The sequence below is a fragment of the Microbacterium enclense genome (genome assembly GCA_038182865.1).
Taxonomy (GTDB): domain Bacteria; phylum Actinomycetota; class Actinomycetes; order Actinomycetales; family Microbacteriaceae; genus Microbacterium; species Microbacterium enclense_B.
In genome coordinates this window covers 2,697,813-2,715,264 of sequence record CP116226.1, presented here as the reverse complement: position 1 = coordinate 2,715,264, position 17,452 = coordinate 2,697,813, and the positions used below count along the sequence as shown (strand labels likewise).

Sequence of the window (17,452 nt, the reverse complement as noted above, 5' to 3'; positions counted from 1 at the left end):
TCCACCCGTCGGGGCGCTTCGCGCCCTGTCAGATGCGGGGCAGCAGCGCCCGCGCCTCGGCCGAGGGGAGACCTGCGGCGACCAGGAGATCGACGGCGAGGGGGCGCATCGCCGCGATGAGGTTCAGTTCGCCCACGCCGCCGTGCGGCAACAGCGCCGCCGGGTCGAGACGCCGGGTCACGGCGACGAGGGCCGATCGCGCGGCCGGTTCGAGCGAGATGTCGTCCAGGCTGTCTCGGACGAGTGATGCCCCACGGGCCAGCTCCGCCAGCAGGTCGGCGGGCACCGGACGCGTCTCACCATCGGCGCACAGGTACGCGGAGCGGCGCGCGACGACGCGGAGGTTGCGGGTTGCCAGATCGAGCGCTTCGCGCACCCGGGCGTGCCGCTGCAGCTCGGTGCGCTGCCGACGGAGGAAGGGCGAGATGCGCGCGACCTCCTGCCCCGACTCGAGCGAGCCGCTCCACGCGTCGACATAGGTCTGCAGCGAGCGCGCGCGCTCGAGACCGCGCTCGGCCCGCGCCCGGTCGCCCTTGCGCAGCGCCCGCACGATCGTCGCCATGGCCACGTCGAGAGCGTCGAACAGCTCGTCCGCGTCACGCAGCTCGGTGCGCCGGAGCGTCCTCGGGATGAGTGCCGTCACGATCAGGGCGGCAACTCCCCCGACGGCGCCGTCGACGAGGCGGAGGAACGGCACACCCGAGACGAGGACCAGGGCGATCAGCGACTGCACGACGGCCGCGAGGGCGAAGCCGGGCTGGGGCGACAGGAAGCGCGCGGCGATGAGAGTGATGGTCATCGCGATCGCGATCTGCCACCACCCCGCACCGGCGATGAGCAGGACGAGTTCGGCGATGAGGATGCCGACGAGCATTCCCGCGACGGTCTCGGCGACGCGCCACGGCCGCGCGTCGCGCACGAGCCCGAGGCTCGAGACCGTCACGGTGGCCGCCAGCAGCGGGACCGGGTGCCCGAGCACGAAGTGGGCGAAGCAGTAGGCGGCGGTCGCTGCGACGACGATCTGCGAAATCGCCGGGAGCGACTCGCGGACCCGGGTGCCGCGACGCGTCAGCGCCGTGCGCCACGGCGAACGCGAGACCACCACCCCGACGGTGGTGGTCGACGAGTCGTCCGACGTCATTCCGCGGCGCGACGACGCCCGAGGCGCGGGAGCCGCGGAATCGCGGCGGTGGCGCCCGCGTCAGCAGGGACGACGGTCTCCTGCGCGGCAGCGAGGGGACCGTCGGCGGTGTCGACGACGAGCGGAACGCCCTCGGGCGCGGTGCGCTTGATCAGCGCCAGGGCGATGGGGCCCTCCTCGTGATGCACGGCGACCGAGGTGATGGTCCCGACCACCGCATCTCCTGCGCGCACCTGGTCCCCGCGGGCGGGCAGGAGATTGTCACTGCCGTCCAGCTGCAGCGCGACCACACGGCGCGGCGGGTGGCCGAGGTTGTGGACCTTCGCCACCGTCTCCTGGCCGCGGTAGCACCCTTTCGACAGGTGGACGGCAGTGCGCAACCAGTCCACCTCGTGCGGGAGCAGCCGCTCGTCGGCGTCGACCCCGACGCGGGGACGCCAGGCGGCGACACGCAGGGCCTCGACGGCATCCAGACCCGCCAGCGCCATCTCACCGCGGGCGGCTCCCTCGATCACCCGGTCCAACTCGGCGGCATCCACGATCGCCTCAGCCCAGTCGCGGTCGGAACCGGGGTGCGGCTCGACGCGGGCGTACGCCCACCCACCCGGAGACACGTCCGGCCAGGGGTCGATCCACACCGGCGCCACCGTCGCCAGAGAGCCGACGGCGTCGCGGGTTCCGCCGACCACGAACAGGTCGTCGGAGCGATCGGTCACCTCGACGCGCAGGCGGAACCGCATGCGCGTCAACCACGCGGCGAGCGCCTCGACGTCGCTCGCGTCGACGATGAGCCACACCGTCTCGCCGTCGTCGACCACGGAGGCGGCGTGCTCGACCCGACCCTGCGGGTCGAGGATCAGCATCTCGGTGGAGACGCCGGGCGCCAGGTGCGTCAGCGCCTGCGACGACAGCGAATCGAGCCACCCGCGCCGGTCTTCGCCACCCACCGAGATGACACGGCGGTCGCCGAGCGGCGCGAGGGCGGCCCCGGATGCCAAGCGTCGCTGTTCCGCGACGGGCGAGCCCACATGGCGCAGTCCACGCTCGTCGATCACGGCGCCGGGGACGTCGGTGAGAACCGCCATGCTCACTCCGCTCGAGCCAGACGCGCCGACGCGTGCGAGCCGAGCTCGCGTCCGAACGCCGCGATGTCCCACGCCCACAGCAGGTGGTTGTCGACGAGACCGTACAGACGTGTCGCCGCTGTGTAGGGCTTCGCGCCCGCGGTGCGAACCACCGCGTCGGTGGCGAGGTCGATGCGCGGACCCTTCACCTGACCGACGTACAGCTCGAGCACCCCGTCGGAGTGCACGAGGCTCACCTCGAGGTCGAATCCACCGTCGCCGTTGCGAAGAGCCTCCACGTCGTCCGCCGAGCGGACGGCCGCAGGCTCGGTGGGCGGAAGGAGGGCCGGGCCGGCATCGGCCGCGGAGGACGGCCGGGCGAGGCGCCAGTAGCCGATCTCGGACACGAGCGCACGCCGCTCCTCGCCGTCGAGAAGCCACGCGTCCGCGGAGTAGTTGAGGAAACCGCCGCCATCGTGGCTGAAGCTGACGCGATGCGCGAACTCGCCCGAGAACGTGCGTCCGTCCGCCTCGTAGTCGATGACCCCCGTGCCCTCCCAAACCCCGAGGAGCCACGAGAGCGGAACAAGGTCGGCGGGAAGGTCCGTCGGGATCTCGATCACGAGATGCCGATCAGCGCTGGCCGCGGTAGAGGTTCCAGATGACCGTTCCGGACACGAAGGCGATCGCCAGCGAAGCCAGGCCGAGAAGTCCCACGAAGAACAGTTCGAGCGCGAGGAGGTTCATAGCCCGATTCTAGCCGGGAACGATGGATGCCAGACCGAACCCGGCCGTGATGAGTCCCAGCACGACGAGCGCACCCAGGACGCTGGCGGCCATCCGCTGGATGAAGGCCTGCGAACGGCCGTACCAGAGCTGGATCGCGAACGCCACGATCACGCACGCGCCCAGCGACACGGTGATCCACTGCGCCCGCCAGGGCGAGGGCACGACGATGCCGATGACGATCCCGGCCACAGCGGCCAGAACCCACACGGCGACGACGCCACCGTAGGTGCGGCGCGGCACGAGGTCGGGGGTCGACATGCCCCCATCATTGCCCACACGGCGCCGAGGCGCACGTGACGCGGCCGGTGCGGCGCGGTGGCGCGGCTGACCCTAAGATGGGCGGGTGTGCGGCAGCCCGCACTGGGAGGTCCGTGTGGCTCAACTTCTCGTTCTCAGCTCCGCCCCCGGCGGCGGCGCGGTGTTGCCTGCGCTCGAACTGCTGAGCCATCGCGTGCGGCAGATCCCCGCCGAACCCGCGCAGCTGGTCAACGCGCCCAGCGCCGACATCGTCTTCGTCGACGCACGCTTCGACCTGGTCGGCGCGAAGTCGCTGTGCAAGATCCTGACGACCACCGGGATCGAGGCCCCCCTGGTCCTCGTCATCACCGAGGGCGGGCTCACCGCGGTGTCGACCGACTGGGGCGTCGACGACGTCGTCCTCGTGGGGGCCGGCCCCGCCGAGATCGACGCGCGTATCCGTCTCGCGATGGGTCGCCGCAGTGCCGATCAGGTGTCGACGCGCATCCAGACCTCGGGCATCACGATCGACGAGTCGTCGTACTCGGCCAAGGTCCACGGCAAGCCCCTCGACCTCACGTACAAGGAGTTCCAGCTGCTGCACTTCTTCGCGACGCACCCGTCGCGGGTGTTCACACGCGAGCAGCTGCTGAGCGAAGTGTGGGGCTACGACTACTTCGGTGGCACGCGCACCGTCGACGTGCACGTGCGACGCCTGCGCGCCAAGCTCGGTGATCTCGAGCAGCTCATCGGCACGGTGCGCAACGTCGGCTACCGCTTCAACGTCTACGAAGACGAGCAGCCGCCCGTGGCATCCGCCCCCGCCTGACGACCCCCGCCACCGTACGCGCGTACCGCGTGTTCACTCGCGTGTCACCGACCCCTGCAATGATGTGGGAATGATGGAACACGACGCGCTCGACACCGGCCTTGGCGACGCGGACGACGACGACTTCGACGAGGCGATCGAGGTCGCGGACGATCAGCTCCCCGACCACCGTTACCTCGACCGCGAGATCAGCTGGCTGGCGTTCAACCAACGGGTCCTCGAGCTCGCCGAAGACCCGACGGTGCCGGTCCTCGAGCGTGCGAACTTCCTCGCGATCTTCGCGAGCAACCTCGACGAGTTCTTCATGGTGCGCGTCGCGGGTCTGAAGCGCCGCATCATCACCGGGCTCGCCGTGCCGACCAACGTCGGCCGCGCCCCGCAAGACGTGCTGGCGGACATCTCCGCCGACGCCCATCGCCTGCAACTGCGGCACGCCGCGGCGTGGACCGAGAAGGTCCGCCCCGCCCTCGCGGAGGCCGGGATCGAGGTCGTCACGTGGGACTCGCTCGACGAGGCGACCGCGGAGCGCCTGACGGAGTACTTCCAGCGCAACGTCTTCCCCGTCCTCATGCCGCTCGCGGTCGACCCGGCACACCCGTTCCCCTACATCTCGGGACTGTCGCTGAACCTCGCGATCCGTATCCGCAACGCGCGGACGGGGCGCCAGGAGTTCGCGCGCCTGAAGGTGCCTCCGATGCTCCCCCGCTTCGTCGAGGTTCCCGGCGACGGGCCCGGGGTGCGGTATCTGCCCCTCGAGGAGCTCATTTCCAACCACCTGGGAGATCTCTTCCCGGGTATGGAGGTGCTCGATCACCACGCCTTCCGCCTCACGCGCAACGAGGACATGACGATTGAGGAGGACGAGACCGAGAACCTCATCCAGGCGCTCGAGGCCGAGCTGCTGCGTCGCCGCTTCGGTCCGCCGATCCGCCTCGAGATCACCGAGGACATGGACGATGTGACCCGCTCCCTGCTGCTGAGCGAGCTCGACATCACCGAGCAGGAGGTCTACCGCCTGCCCGGCACCCTCGACCTGCGCGGGCTGTTCGACCTCTCCCGCATCGACCGGCCCGACCTGCACTATCCCCCGCACGTTCCGAGGACCGCCCTGGCTTTCCAGCCGCCCGAGCAGAACGGCCGCGCCGACCTCTTCGGCGCGATCCGCAAGGCCGACGTCCTCGTCCATCACCCCTACGAGTCGTTCGCGACGAGCGTGCAGGCGTTCCTCGAGCAGGCCGCCCGCGACCCGCACGTGCTCGCCATCAAGCAGACGCTGTACCGCACGTCGGGTGACAGCCCCATCGTGCAGGCGCTCATCGACGCCGCCGAGGCCGGCAAGCAGGTTCTCGCCCTGGTCGAGGTGAAGGCGCGTTTCGACGAGGCGAACAACATCGTCTGGGCCCGCAAGCTCGAGAAGGCGGGCGTCCACGTCGTCTACGGCCTCGTGGGGCTCAAGACCCACTGCAAGCTGGCGCTCGTCATCCGCGAGGAAGAGGGACGGCTCCGTCACTACAGCCACGTCGGCACGGGCAACTACAACCCCAAGACGAGCCGCATCTACGAGGACTTCGGCCTCTTCACGATCGACGACCAGGTCGGGCGCGACCTCACCCGCCTGTTCAACGAGCTGAGCGGCTACGCGATCGAGAAGAAGTTCAAGCGCCTTCTCGTGGCCCCTCTGCACCTGCGCAAGGGGCTCCTTCGTCAGATCGACAAGGAGCGCCGCAACGCCCTGGAGGGCAAACCCGCGAAGGTGCGCATCAAGGTCAACTCGATGGTCGACGAAGAGATCATCGACGCGTTGTACCGCGCGAGCCAGGCAGGCGTCCCGGTGGAGGTCTGGGTCCGCGGCATCTGCTCGATCAAGCCGGGCGTCCCGGGGATGAGCGAGAACATCACGGTGCGCTCGATCCTCGGCCGCTACCTGGAGCACTCGCGCATCTTCGCCTTCGCGAACGACGGCGACGAGCAGATCTACATCGGCAGCGCCGACATGATGCACCGCAACCTCGACCGCCGGGTCGAAGCGCTCGTGCGGGTCGTCGACCCGAATCAGCTGCAGGAGCTGTCGACGCTGTTCGACCTCGCGATGGACGACGGCACGATGTCGTGGCACCTGGGTGCGGACGGCGAGTGGACGCGTCACAGTGTCGACGCCGACGGCGCGCCGCTCATCGATCTGCAGGAGCACACGATGGCACGCGTGCAGCGCAAACGACGCGTCCGGGCGACACGGTGAGTGAAACCGCCGTCTACGCGGCGGGTGGTGTGGTCTGGCGCGAAGTCGAGGGAAAGCTGCGTGTGCTGCTGATCCATCGCACGAAGTACCGCGACGTGACACTGCCCAAGGGCAAGGTCGATCCCGGCGAGACCCTCGCGGAGACCGCCGTGCGCGAGATCCGTGAGGAGACCGGCATCCGGGTCGCCCTCGGAGTCCCGGTCGGCGTCTCGCGGTATCGGATGCCGAGCTCGCGGACGAAGATCGTGCACTACTGGGCGGCTGAAGCGTCGGACGCGGCCGTGCGCACCTCGACCTTCGTGCCGAACAAGGAGGTCGCCGCGATCGAATGGGTGAGCGTGAAGAAGGCGCGAAAGCACCTGAGCTACCCGGTCGACCTCGAGATCCTCGACGAGTTCATCCGGCTCGTCGATGAGAACGCGCTCCCGACCTTCCCGATCATCGCGCTGCGGCATGCCAAGGCGCGTCCGCGCGATGAGTGGGACGGACCGGATGCCGCACGCCCGCTGACTCCGCGCGGGCGTCGGCAGGCGAACGCCATCGTGGGGCCGCTCCTCGCCTTCGGAGTTCGGCGCATCGTGTCGAGCCCCGCCGAGCGCTGCATCCGCACGGCGACTCCCCTCTCGCAGGCACTGGCTCAGCATGTCCACACCTCCGCCGCGATCAGCCAGGACGCGTGGGAAGAGGGGCGCGCAGACGTCCGTCGCGTCGTCGGCGAGCGGGTACGGGCGCGCAAGCCTGTCGTTCTCGTGAGCCACGGGCCGGTGCTCCCCGACATCATGAACGAGCTGGCGCTGGCCACCGGCACGATGCGAGGGTCCTACCTCGGCAGCTCGTCGGCGCTGGACACGGCGGCGTTCTCGGTCGCGCACATCCCCGTCGCCCACCCCGGTTCGGGCATCGTCGCCATCGAGACGCACGAGCCGCAGGTGTGACCCTCCCCCGTGGCGTGCGCGTCGCGTGGCGCGAGGTCGCCGGCGCCGCCTCGCGCCGCGAGGTGTCGCGGGCCTTGGTGACGGAACTCCTTCCCGGAGCGCGGCTGTCCTCGCGCTGCGTGCGGTGCGGGGGTGACCATGGCCGCCCGCGTGTCTCGGGCGTGGAGGCCGCGACATCCGTGTCCTATGCCGCGGGCTGGGCAGTGGTCGCAACGCTCGAGGGCAGCGGACGCGTGGGCCTCGATGCCGTGCCCGCCGGTGCGTCAGACCTGGACCGCGTGGTGCCCGGCGCGGATGCGCGGACATGGGCACGCGTGGAGGCGGTACTGAAAGCCGACGGGCGTGGTCTCGAGATCGATCCTGCGCGCGTGCGCGTCGCGGAACGACAAGACGGCACCTGGGACGGCGCGATCGACGACGGCCCCGCGTTCGACGGATTCGACGTCGAGGGGCCGGATGGTGTCGTCATCGCGCTCGCGGTACTGACACGGCATCCGTGACGTACGTGTGATGGGCGGAGGATCAGGGACGAGCGGAGGGCCGAAACCCGCACCCGGGAGCTCCCCTCGTCCCTGATCCTCCGCTCGCCGCGCGTCAGCGCACGGCGACGGGGAGCTCGGTCCGATCGATCCACGCCGACAGCAGCGTCGCGGCATCCGCTCCCCCGGCCTGCTCCACGACGCCGCGGAAATCCGCGGTCGTCACGAGACCGTGACGGTGGGTGGCGGTCCAGGTCCGCAGTAGCGTGAAGAAGGAGTCGTCGCCGAGGGCGCGGCGCAGCGCATGCAGGGTCAGCGCGCCGCGCTTGTAGACCCGGTCGTCGAACATGTCGTCGGGCCCGGGGTCCACGAGCAGGAGGTCCCGGGGCTTCGCGGCGAGCCGCGCGTAGTGCTCGGCAGCACAGGTGTCGACGGACGGGCCCCCCGAGGCATCCGACCACAGCCACTCGGCATAGCAGGCGAAGCCCTCGTTGAGCCAGATGTCGCTCCACCGCGCGATGCCGACGCTGTTGCCGAACCATTGGTGGGCCAGCTCGTGGGCGACGAGACGCTGGGCGGCGGGGACGAGGTGGTTCATGCCGAACACCGCGAGCCCCTGCGCCTCCAGCGGAATCTCGAGCTCGTCCGCGGTGACCACGAGGGTGCACGCTTCTTGCGGGTAGGGACCGAAGAGCCGGTCGAAGACGCGGAGCATCTCGGGGACGCGCGCGAACGCACGGTCGGCGGCCGCGGCGAGCGCCGGCGGGGCCGTCACCGTGACCGGGGGAACGACGTCGATGCCGCTCCCCGCCAGGAAACGGGTGCGATACCGCCCCACGTGGACGGCCGCCAGATACGTCGCCGTCGGAACGTCGGAGGTGAAGGTGGTCGTCACCCGTCCGCCCCGGCGCGAACTGGCCCCGGCGACTCCGGTCGCGGCGACCGCGTACCCGTCGTCGACCGCGATCTCCATGCGCATCCGCGCGCGGTTGTCGGGGCGGTCGTTGCAGGGGAACCACGTGGGCGCCCCGGTCGGCTGACCGGCCACCAGTGCGCCGTCGGTGAGCTCCTCCCACCCGACGGCGCCCCACCGCGAGCGCCGCGGCGCGGGCGAACCGGCGTAGACCACCTCGACCTCGAACGACGCTCCAGCCGGCAGGCGCTGCGGCAGGGTCACGCGCAGGGCCCGCGGCCCCGCCGCGAAGCGCGCGACAGCGCCACCCACGCGCACGCGCGAGGTGCGTAGACCCACCAGGTCGAGCGAGAAGGAACTCAGCGGCATCCGGGCGACAGCGGTGATGCGCGCCGTACCCTCGAGCCGGTTGGTGCGGACGCGGTACCCGAGCGTGAGGTCGTACGCCTCGACGTCGTACGAGGCGTCACCGCTCTGGGGGGCGTACGGGTCGGCGCCGCTCACGTCGTCGACTGGTACGCGCGCACCTTCACCGCACGCCACGGTCCGATGGGGTTTCCACTCCAACGGGAGCCCACCGGCACCGTCTCCCCGCGCATGACGAGCGAGGCCGGACCCACGGTGGCGTGGGCTCCGAGGGTGGATGCCGGCAGCACCACGCTGTGCGGACCGAGGGTCGCCCCGGGTTCCAGCTCGACGGTGTCCATACTCATGATTCGATCATGGAACAGATGCGTCTGAACGACACATCCGCGGTTGACCGTTGACGCGGCCCCCAACCTCACCAGGTCGGGCTCGGGCAGCCAGTAGCTCTCGCACCAGACGCCCGCGCCGATTCTCGCGCCCAGACTGCGCAGCCACACGGCCAGGGCGGGGGTTCCCGTCGCCGCGCGAGCGAACCACGGCGCCGCGACCATCTCGGTGAAGGTGTCGGACACCTCGGTACGCCACACGAAGCTCGACCACAGCGGCTGCTCACCCGCCCGGATGACGCCCACGATCGCCCACTTCGCTGCGGTCGAGACCCCCGCCGCGACCGCGCCCGCGGCCAGGAGCACGACGCCCGACAGCAGGAGGGTCCAGACCGGTCCGACCGCGTCCCAGAGTCCGGCGAGAGCGAAGAGCACCCCGAGACCGATGCCGCACGTCACCACGACCGGCACGAACCGGCAGAGTTCCCACAGCGTGCGCGCGAGACGGAGGGCTGCGGTGGGCTGATAGGTTCGCGACTCGTCGCCCTCGGCGGACAGGCGTCGCAAGCGCACGGCCGGCGACCCCAGCCACGACGATCCCGCCTTGGCCTTCAGCGGAGCTGCCGACAGCACGGCGACCAGACCGTCGCGCGGTACGCGGTGCCCGGGCGCCGCCATGCCCGAGTTGCCGAGGAACGCCCGCTTCCCGATGCGAACGGGGCCGAGACGCAGCCATCCCGCGCGCAGCTCGTAGGAGGCGACCATGGTGTCGTCGGCGAGGAAGGCCCCGTCTTCGATGCGCGCCATCGAGGGGATCAGCAGAACCGTGGATGCCTCGACGTCTCGGCCGACGCGGGCGCCGAGCATTCGCAGCCACACGGGGGTGAAGAGCGAGGAGTACAACGGGAAGAGGATCGTGCGCGCGGCATCCAGGAGTCTCTCGATGCTCCACGCCTGCCACGCCACGCGGCTGCGCACGGGGAAGGTCCCCTCCACGAGCCCGATCGACAGCAGACGGACGAGCAGCACCACGGATGCCGCGAACACGACGCCGGTGACCGCGACCGCCGGCACGAGCCAGGCGAAGGCTCGTGCCGTGGCCTCCCCGAGCGTCTCCGCCCCCTGGATGCCCTGGGCGATCACGAGACCGCCGACGGTGAACGCCGCGAGCGGCAGCAGGGCGAGCACGACCGCCGACGCGGCGTACGCCCAGAGCCACCGCGTGAGGGCGGGCGGGCGCTCGGTCGGCCATCCCTTCGCCGTCCCTCCCACGCGCACGGCCGGGGATCCCGCCCACGACTGGTCGGCCTTGACCCGGCCGAACACGGCCGAGCCGGGGGCGATCTCGGCGCGGCGACCGATGCGTGTGCCGGGGGCGAGGGTCGAGCGGGCACCGACCGTGGCCTCCGCGCCGATGCGTACCTCGCCGATACGGACGAGGTCGCCGTCGATCCAATACCCGGTCAGGTCGACCTCGGGCTCGATCGAGGCCCCGTCTCCGACCACGAGCATTCCGGTGACCGGCGGGAGCGCATGCAGATCGACGTTGCGGCCGATACATGCGCCCAGCGCGCGGGCGTAGTACGACACCCACGGAGCTCCGGCCAGGCCCACGGCATCCACCTGATCGGCGATCTGCTCCGCGAGCCACAGGCGGATGTGCACCCAGCCTCCGCGCGGATAGTCCCCCGGCCGCAGGCCCGAGAGAAGCAGACGAGCGGATGCCACGGCGATCCCCATGCGTCCGAACGGCGTCGCGAAGACCAGCAGGCCGATGAGGAGAACCGGCCATGGCACCGACGGCAGGACCTCGAAGCCCGGCAGGAGCTGCAGGATCGCCGAGGCGGTCAGCAGGTACAGCAGCCAGCGGACCCCCGACAGGATGAACAGCGGGGCCCCGAGCAGGGTCTGCGCCCACTGGGTGGTTCGAGGGGTGGGCACCGCGCGGTGGAACTCGGTGGGGGTCTCGTCGCCGAGCTGCGGTCCGAGGGCCTTCGCCATCGCCCCCAGGCGCGGGACGTCGTAGATGTCGGCGACGGAGAACTCGGGCACGCGGGCGCGGATCCGCGAGACCAGCTGCGCGGCGGCGAGGGAGCCACCCCCGAGATCGAAGAAGTCGGCCTTGCGCTCGGTGACGGGAAGGCCCAGGACCGCCTGCCACTGCTCGGCGAGCCAGGCCTCGTCGGCCGAGAAGTCCGTCGCCGCGGGCGCGTCGACGCCGGGAAGCGGCCACGGGAGCGCCGCCCTGTCGACCTTTCCCGACGTGCGGACGGGCAGTTCGTCGACCACGCCGAGCAGCGGAATGGTCGAGGCGGGAAGACGCTCGGCCAGCGCGGCGCGCGCGGCACCGCGGTCGAGGTCGACGCCGGGCTCGATCACGAGGTATCCGACGAGGACGGGGACTCCGGCCTCGGTCGTACGCACCGCGACGGTCGCCGCGCTCACACCCTCGAGGTCCTGGAGGGCCGACTCGACCTCGCCCAGCTCGATGCGGCGCCCGCCCACCTTCACCTGGTCGTCGGCGCGCCCCTGGAAGACGAGGCCTTCCGGGTCGAAGCGCACGAGGTCGCCGGAGCGATAGGCCCGCTCCCATCCGAGAGTCGGCATCGGCGCGTACTTCTCGGCATCCTTCGCCGGATCGAGGTACCGCGCGAGACCGACGCCGCCGATGATGAGCTCACCGACCTGCCCGTCGGCCACGGGGAGACCCTCGGCGTCGACGACGGCCAGAGCCCAGCCGTCCAGCGGCAGACCGATGCGCACCGGGAGCGAGCCGTCGAGAGGGGCGGCGCACGCGACGACCGTCGCCTCGGTGGGACCGTAGGTGTTCCAGACCTCGCGGCCGTCGGCGACCAGGCGTGCCGCGAGCTCGGGAGGGCACGCCTCCCCGCCGAAGATCAGCAGACGCACGTTCTCGATCGAATCCGCCGGCCACATCGCGGCGAGCGTCGGGACGGTAGACACCACCGTGATGCCCTGCCGCAAGAGCCACGGGGCGAGGTCTTCGCCCGAGCGCACGAGCGAGCGCGGCGCGGGCACCAGGCATGCCCCGTGGCCCCACGCGAGCCACATCTCCTCGCACGACGCGTCGAAGGCGACCGAGAGCCCGGCCAGGACCCGGTCGCCCGGTCCGAGCGGCTCCTGCTGCAGGAACAGGCGCGCCTCCGCCTCGACGAAGGCCGCCGCCGAGCGGTGTGTCACCGCGACGCCCTTGGGCACGCCGGTCGACCCGGAGGTGAAGATGATCCAGGCGTCGTCGTCCACCGTGGGTGGCGCGACGACCGGGACCGCGTTGGTGCTCGGGTGCGGGGCGTCGCCGTCGTACAGGCGCACGAGATCCTCGTCGTCGGCGACGAACTCGCCGTCGCCCGCGATGATCCCCTTCACCGCGGCTTCGCCGAACACCAGGCGGGCACGCTCGTCCGGGTCGTCGGCATCCACCGGCACGTACGCGGCTCCCGCCGCCATCACCGCAAGGATCGACACGTACAGTTCCTTCGACCCCGACGGCATCCGCACCCCCACGCGGTCGCCGCGACGGACCCCCGCCGCGTGCAGCGCCCCGGCCGTGCGCCACACCCGCGCGAGCAGTTCCCGGTAGCTGAGGGCTCCGGATCCGTCGTCGATCGCGGACGCCTCCGGATGCCGTGCCGCGACGTCGGCGAGGAGGTCGATGAGCGTGCGGGCAGGCGGGGCTGCGCTTACACGGTCGAGCGGCGCTTGCGCGGCGGAGGCGGAGGTCGTCACGGGGGTGAAGCGTATACCGCCCGGGAAAACGCCCCGGGAGGGCCAGACCGGTTCACCTTCCGTTCACCCGCACAACGCACTCTCGTAAGAGTCGGTGTTTACCGTGCGGGAGAACCCTGCACCGGGTTCGTGTCCCCGACATGCGAAGGATTCACACCGTGAAGCTCTCCCGATTCGTCCAGCTGGGCGCTGTGGCGGCCGTTGCCTCCCTGGCTCTCGCCGGTTGCTCCTCCCCCTCCGGCTCCGGCGACGCCGCCGGCTCGTCGCCGTCGGCCTCCTCGGCTGACGTGGCGTTCACGATCGACCCCAACCTCAGCGGCACGATCACCGCCGGTGGTTCCAGCGCCCAGTCCAACGCGCAGGCCGCGTGGACCGCTGCGTACAACGCTCAGGCCAAGGGCGTCACCATCAACTACGACAAGTCGCAGGGCTCCGGCGGCGGTGTCACCAACTTCCTCAGCGGCGCGTACGACTTCGCCGGTTCCGACGCTCCCCTGAACGCAGACCAGACCGCGCAGTCGAAGGCGCTCTGCACCGAGGGTGGCGTGAACATCCCCATCTACCTCGACGGTGTGGCGATCATCTTCAACATCCCCGGCGTGACCGACCTCAAGCTCTCGGGCGAGACGATCGCGAAGATCTTCGCTCTGCAGATCACCGACTGGTCCGACCCGGCCATCACCGCCGACAACGGCACCGCGCTCCCCGCCGGCGCCATCACGACCGTCGCCCGTTCGGACGGCTCGGGCACCACGCAGAACCTGACCAACTACCTCGCCGCGACCCAGTCGTCGGTCTGGACCGCTCCCGCGGGCAAGGACTGGCCGATCGAGGGCAACGTGTCGAAGCAGAAGGGTGGCTCCGGTGTCGTCGAGGCCGTCAAGGCCGGCTCGGGCACCATCGGCTACGCCGACCACTCCGCCATCGGCGACCTCAACGCCGCCGCCATCATCCAGGACGGCACCGCGATCCCCTACAGCGCCGAGGCCGTCACCGCGACGTTCGAGGCTGCGGCCGTCGACGCCAGCAACGGCGTCGCGGGCGACCTGTCGAAGAAGTTCGACTACTCGAAGCTGACCGCCGAGACCTACCCGATCCCGCTGGTGTCGTACGCGATCGCCTGCACCACCTTCAAGGACACCAAGCAGTCCGAGCTCGTGAAGTCGTACCTCGGCTTCGTCACGAGCACCACGGGCCAGGCGGTCGCCGCGAAGAACGCCGGCTCCGCGCCGCTGCCCGACTCGGTTCTCTCGGCTGCCGCCGAGACCCTCGCGGCCATCAAGTAACACCTCTCGGACTCGGCCCGGTCCGCACCTCGCGTGCGGACCGGGCCGGGCTGATCGGAGGGGTCGATTCAGCATCGACCGTTCCGCTGAGCCGAACATCCTCAGAGAGAACCCGACCGAGGAGCACCCCTTGATCCGTGCCGAGCGTGAGGTCCCCCGTGACTGACACCGTGAGTGACGCCACGACTGACACTGCGACCCCGAAATCCCCGAGAGCCAGCATCGTGGGGAAGCGTCGCGTCGGCGACACCGTCTTCCTCGGCCTGTCCACCACGGCCGCCGTGTCGATCATGGTGATCCTCGCCGGTGTCGCGATCTTCCTGATCATCCGCGGCCTGCCCGCGATCACGGCGAACTGGAGCGAGGGAGATCTCGCCGGGTATCAGAACCGCAACTGGTCCAGCTTCTGGGAGTACGTCGGCCCGCTGCTCTTCGGCAGCATCTGGGCCGCACTGATCGCCATGGTGATCGGCACCCCGGTCGCGATCGGTATCGCGCTGTTCATCTCGCACTACGCGCCCCGCAAGGTCGCCGGTGCCCTCGGGTACGTCGTCGATCTTCTCGCCGCGGTCCCCTCCATCGTCTTCGGCCTCTGGGGCATCATCGTGATGCGTCCGCTCCTGCTGCCGGTGAGCCAGTTCCTCAACGACTACCTCGGATGGATCCCGCTCTTCCAGGGGCCCGTCTCCACGACCGGCTCCACGATGTTCACCGGTGGCGTCGTGCTCGCGGTGATGATCCTGCCGATCGTGACCTCGATCACGCGCGAGATCTTCCTGCAGACCCCGCGCCTGCACGAAGAGGCCGCCCTCGCCCTCGGCGCCACACGCTGGGAGATGATCCGCCTCGCGGTCTTCCCCTACGCCCGCAGCGGCATGGTGTCCGCCACGCTCCTGGGTCTCGGTCGTGCCCTGGGCGAGACGATGGCGATCGCGCTCATCATCTCGCCGAGCCTCATCTACTCGGTGCTGTTGCTCACCGATGGCTACAACTCGCAGACCATCGCCGCGAACATCGCGCTGAACTTCCCGATCGCGACCGATCTGCAGCGCTCGGCGCTGATCGGAACGGGCCTGATGCTCTTCGTGGTCTCGCTCGCGGTCAACATGCTCGCGCGCTACATCATCTCCGCGACGGGCCCGGGTGCCAAGGGCCGCAAGAAAGGAAAGCGCTCGTGACCGCCACCGCCGTCCCGGCCTCTTCCCCGCTGGCGCTCACCAGCGGACAGCTCCCCCGCTTCATCGAACCCGCGCTCCTGGTCGGCGTCGCGATCGTCATCGCGGGCGTGCAGTTCCTCTTCGGCGGCTTCAACCTCGCCATCTGGCTCGTGCTGACCGCCGTCGTCTACCTGATCGCGATCGGCGTCGGCTCCTCGATCGTGGAGAACCGCCGCAAGGCCGTCGACCGCGTCGTGCGCGGCCTCGTGACCGCGGCCTTCCTGCTGGCCCTCGCCCCGCTCGTCTCGACGCTGTGGACCGTGGTCTCCAAGGGCCTCGCGGTGGTCAACTGGCAGTTCATCTCGCAGGTGGGCGGAACGACCTTCGATCCGAACACCCTCGAGGTCGTCGGAACGGCCGGCGCGTGGCAGGCCATCACCGGAACCCTGATCATCACGGGTATCGCAGCGCTCATCTCGGTGCCCGTCGGCGTCCTCGCGGCGGTCTACCTGGTCGAGTACGCCCTGCCGACCAACCCGCTGCGTCGCACGATCACCTTCCTCGTCGACGTGATGACGGGTATCCCCTCGATCGTCGCGGGTCTGTTCGCGTTCTCGCTGTTCAGCCTCATCGTCGGACCGAAGGCGTTCAGCGGGTTCTCGGCATCCATCGCCCTGTGCGTGCTGATGATCCCCATCGTCATCCGCTCCACCGAGGAGATGCTGCGCCTGGTGCCGGCCGACCTGCGCGAGGCCTCCCTCGCGCTCGGCGTGCCCCGCTCGGCCACGATCGTCAAGGTCGTGCTGCGCACGGCGGCCTCGGGCATCATCACCGGTGTCGTCCTCGCGGTTGCCCGCGTCGTGGGTGAGACCGCGCCGATCTTCATCGCGGCGAGCTTCACCGACAACTTCAACGCGAACCCCTTCGAGGGCCCGATGCAGACCCTCCCGGTCATGGCGTACACCGCCTACAGCTTCCCCGGCCAGGACATCGACGCCTCCCAAGCCAACGCCTGGGGCGCGGCGTTCCTCCTCGTCGTCCTCGTCGTCATCTTCAACCTGATCGCCCGGATCGTCGCGGCCCTGTTCGCGCCGAAGACCCGCTGAACGCGGAAAGGCACTCCCCCATGTCCAAGAGCATCGAGGTCCAGGACCTCAACGTCTACTACAGCGACTTCCTCGCGGTCGAGGGCGTCTCGATCGACATCGAGCCGCGTTCGGTCACCGCGTTCATCGGCCCCTCGGGCTGCGGGAAGTCCACGTTCCTGCGCACGCTGAACCGCATGCACGAAGTCATCCCCGGTGGTCACGTCAAGGGCCGCGTGCTCATCGACGGCGACGACCTCTACGGTCCCGGCGTCGACCCGGTGCTCGTGCGCCGCCACGTCGGAATGGTCTTCCAGCGGCCGAACCCCTTCCCCACGATGTCGATCCGCGAGAACGTGCTGGCCGGAGCGAAGCTCAACGACAAGCGCATGTCGAAGAGCGACGCCGACGCCCTCGTCGAGAAGTCGCTGCAGGGAGCGAACCTCTGGAACGAGGTCAAGGATCGCCTCGACAAGCCGGGCGGGGGCCTGTCCGGCGGTCAGCAGCAGCGCCTGTGCATCGCGCGCGCGATCGCGGTGTCGCCCGATGTGCTCCTGATGGACGAGCCGTGCTCGGCTCTCGACCCCATCTCGACGTTCGCGATCGAGGAGCTCATCTCTGAGCTGAAGAACGAGTACACGATCGTCATCGTCACGCACAACATGCAGCAGGCGTCGCGCGTGAGCGACAAGACGGCGTTCTTCAACATCGCCGGCACGGGCAAGCCCGGCAAGCTCATCGAGTACAACGACACCTCGACGATCTTCACCGCCCCCACCGTGCAGGCGACCGAGGACTACGTCTCGGGTCGCTTCGGGTGAGCCCCATCGCGCGAAGGCCCCGCTTCGGCGGTGCCTTC

The 17,452-nt window shown here is 70.2% G+C and carries 14 protein-coding genes; 8 read left to right on the top strand and 6 right to left on the bottom strand.

Features of this window, described 5'->3' with window-relative positions:
- Positions 1 to 28: 28 nt before the first annotated feature.
- The 4 genes from PIR02_12760 to PIR02_12745 form a co-directional block, all read right to left on the bottom strand.
- Positions 29 to 1,141 carry an FUSC family protein gene (locus PIR02_12760; GenBank protein ID WZH35645.1) on the bottom strand — a complete coding sequence of 371 codons (1,113 nt, stop codon included), beginning with the start codon at positions 1,139 to 1,141 and terminating at the stop codon, positions 29 to 31.
- Positions 1,138 to 2,226, bottom strand: coding sequence for a glycine cleavage T C-terminal barrel domain-containing protein (locus tag PIR02_12755; GenBank protein ID WZH35644.1), 1,089 nt, complete (start codon positions 2,224 to 2,226; stop codon positions 1,138 to 1,140). Before PIR02_12755 ends, PIR02_12760 begins: the two co-directional genes overlap by 4 nt.
- A 2-nt stretch (positions 2,227 to 2,228) precedes the next feature.
- On the bottom strand, positions 2,229 to 2,828 hold the full coding sequence (locus PIR02_12750) for an FABP family protein (GenBank protein ID WZH35643.1): 600 nt from the start codon (positions 2,826 to 2,828) through the stop codon (positions 2,229 to 2,231).
- 133 nt (positions 2,829 to 2,961) lie between these two features.
- Positions 2,962 to 3,252, bottom strand: coding sequence for a hypothetical protein (locus tag PIR02_12745; protein WZH35642.1), 291 nt, complete (start codon positions 3,250 to 3,252; stop codon positions 2,962 to 2,964).
- 115 nt (positions 3,253 to 3,367) lie between these two features.
- Between PIR02_12745 and PIR02_12740 the strand changes: the two genes are divergently transcribed.
- From PIR02_12740 to PIR02_12725, 4 genes are all read left to right on the top strand, one after another.
- A complete protein-coding gene (locus PIR02_12740; protein ID WZH35641.1) occupies positions 3,368 to 4,060 on the top strand; it encodes a response regulator transcription factor in 693 nt (230 codons plus the stop codon).
- Between the two features lie 70 nt (positions 4,061 to 4,130).
- Positions 4,131 to 6,299 carry an RNA degradosome polyphosphate kinase gene (locus PIR02_12735; GenBank protein WZH35640.1) on the top strand — a complete coding sequence of 723 codons (2,169 nt, stop codon included), beginning with the start codon at positions 4,131 to 4,133 and terminating at the stop codon, positions 6,297 to 6,299.
- A complete protein-coding gene (locus PIR02_12730) occupies positions 6,296 to 7,234 on the top strand; it encodes an NUDIX hydrolase (protein WZH35639.1) in 939 nt (312 codons plus the stop codon). The genes PIR02_12735 and PIR02_12730 overlap by 4 nt, the downstream gene beginning before the upstream one ends.
- Positions 7,231 to 7,734 (top strand): hypothetical protein, encoded by a 504-nt coding sequence (locus PIR02_12725; GenBank protein ID WZH35638.1) that lies wholly within the window; start codon positions 7,231 to 7,233, stop codon positions 7,732 to 7,734. The genes PIR02_12730 and PIR02_12725 overlap by 4 nt, the downstream gene beginning before the upstream one ends.
- 94 nt (positions 7,735 to 7,828) lie before the next feature.
- Here the strand turns inward: PIR02_12725 and PIR02_12720 are convergent, their stop codons facing one another.
- Together PIR02_12720 and PIR02_12715 are read right to left on the bottom strand one after the other, a co-directional pair.
- Complete coding sequence (locus PIR02_12720; GenBank protein ID WZH35637.1) at positions 7,829 to 9,130, bottom strand: M1 family metallopeptidase; 1,302 nt, start codon at positions 9,128 to 9,130, stop codon at positions 7,829 to 7,831.
- On the bottom strand, positions 9,127 to 13,065 hold the full coding sequence (locus PIR02_12715) for an amino acid adenylation domain-containing protein (GenBank protein ID WZH35636.1): 3,939 nt from the start codon (positions 13,063 to 13,065) through the stop codon (positions 9,127 to 9,129). Before PIR02_12715 ends, PIR02_12720 begins: the two co-directional genes overlap by 4 nt.
- A gap of 158 nt (positions 13,066 to 13,223) precedes the next feature.
- Here PIR02_12715 and PIR02_12710 point away from each other — a divergent pair, with 158 nt between their 5' ends.
- The 4 genes from PIR02_12710 to pstB all read left to right on the top strand — a co-directional run bounded on the left by PIR02_12710 (position 13,224) and on the right by pstB (position 17,414).
- A complete protein-coding gene (locus PIR02_12710; protein ID WZH35635.1) occupies positions 13,224 to 14,351 on the top strand; it encodes a phosphate ABC transporter substrate-binding protein PstS in 1,128 nt (375 codons plus the stop codon).
- Positions 14,352 to 14,575: 224 nt separating this feature from the next.
- Positions 14,576 to 15,529, top strand: a complete 954-nt coding sequence (gene pstC, locus PIR02_12705) for a phosphate ABC transporter permease subunit PstC (protein ID WZH35634.1) — start codon at positions 14,576 to 14,578, stop codon at positions 15,527 to 15,529.
- A complete protein-coding gene (gene pstA / locus PIR02_12700) occupies positions 15,526 to 16,614 on the top strand; it encodes a phosphate ABC transporter permease PstA (protein ID WZH35633.1) in 1,089 nt (362 codons plus the stop codon). Before pstC ends, pstA begins: the two co-directional genes overlap by 4 nt.
- A 20-nt stretch (positions 16,615 to 16,634) precedes the next feature.
- Positions 16,635 to 17,414, top strand: a complete 780-nt coding sequence (pstB, locus tag PIR02_12695) for a phosphate ABC transporter ATP-binding protein PstB (GenBank protein WZH35632.1) — start codon at positions 16,635 to 16,637, stop codon at positions 17,412 to 17,414.
- Positions 17,415 to 17,452 lie beyond the last annotated feature (38 nt).

Coding starts and splice junctions, on each gene's coding strand:
- PIR02_12755 (WZH35644.1), bottom strand. CDS start 2,226: ATGGCGGTTCTCACCGACGTCCCCGGCGCCGTGATCGACGAGCGTGGA.
- PIR02_12760 (WZH35645.1), bottom strand. CDS start 1,141: ATGACGTCGGACGACTCGTCGACCACCACCGTCGGGGTGGTGGTCTCG.
- pstB (WZH35632.1), top strand. CDS start 16,635: ATGTCCAAGAGCATCGAGGTCCAGGACCTCAACGTCTACTACAGCGAC.
- PIR02_12735 (WZH35640.1), top strand. CDS start 4,131: ATGATGGAACACGACGCGCTCGACACCGGCCTTGGCGACGCGGACGAC.
- PIR02_12745 (WZH35642.1), bottom strand. CDS start 3,252: ATGTCGACCCCCGACCTCGTGCCGCGCCGCACCTACGGTGGCGTCGTC.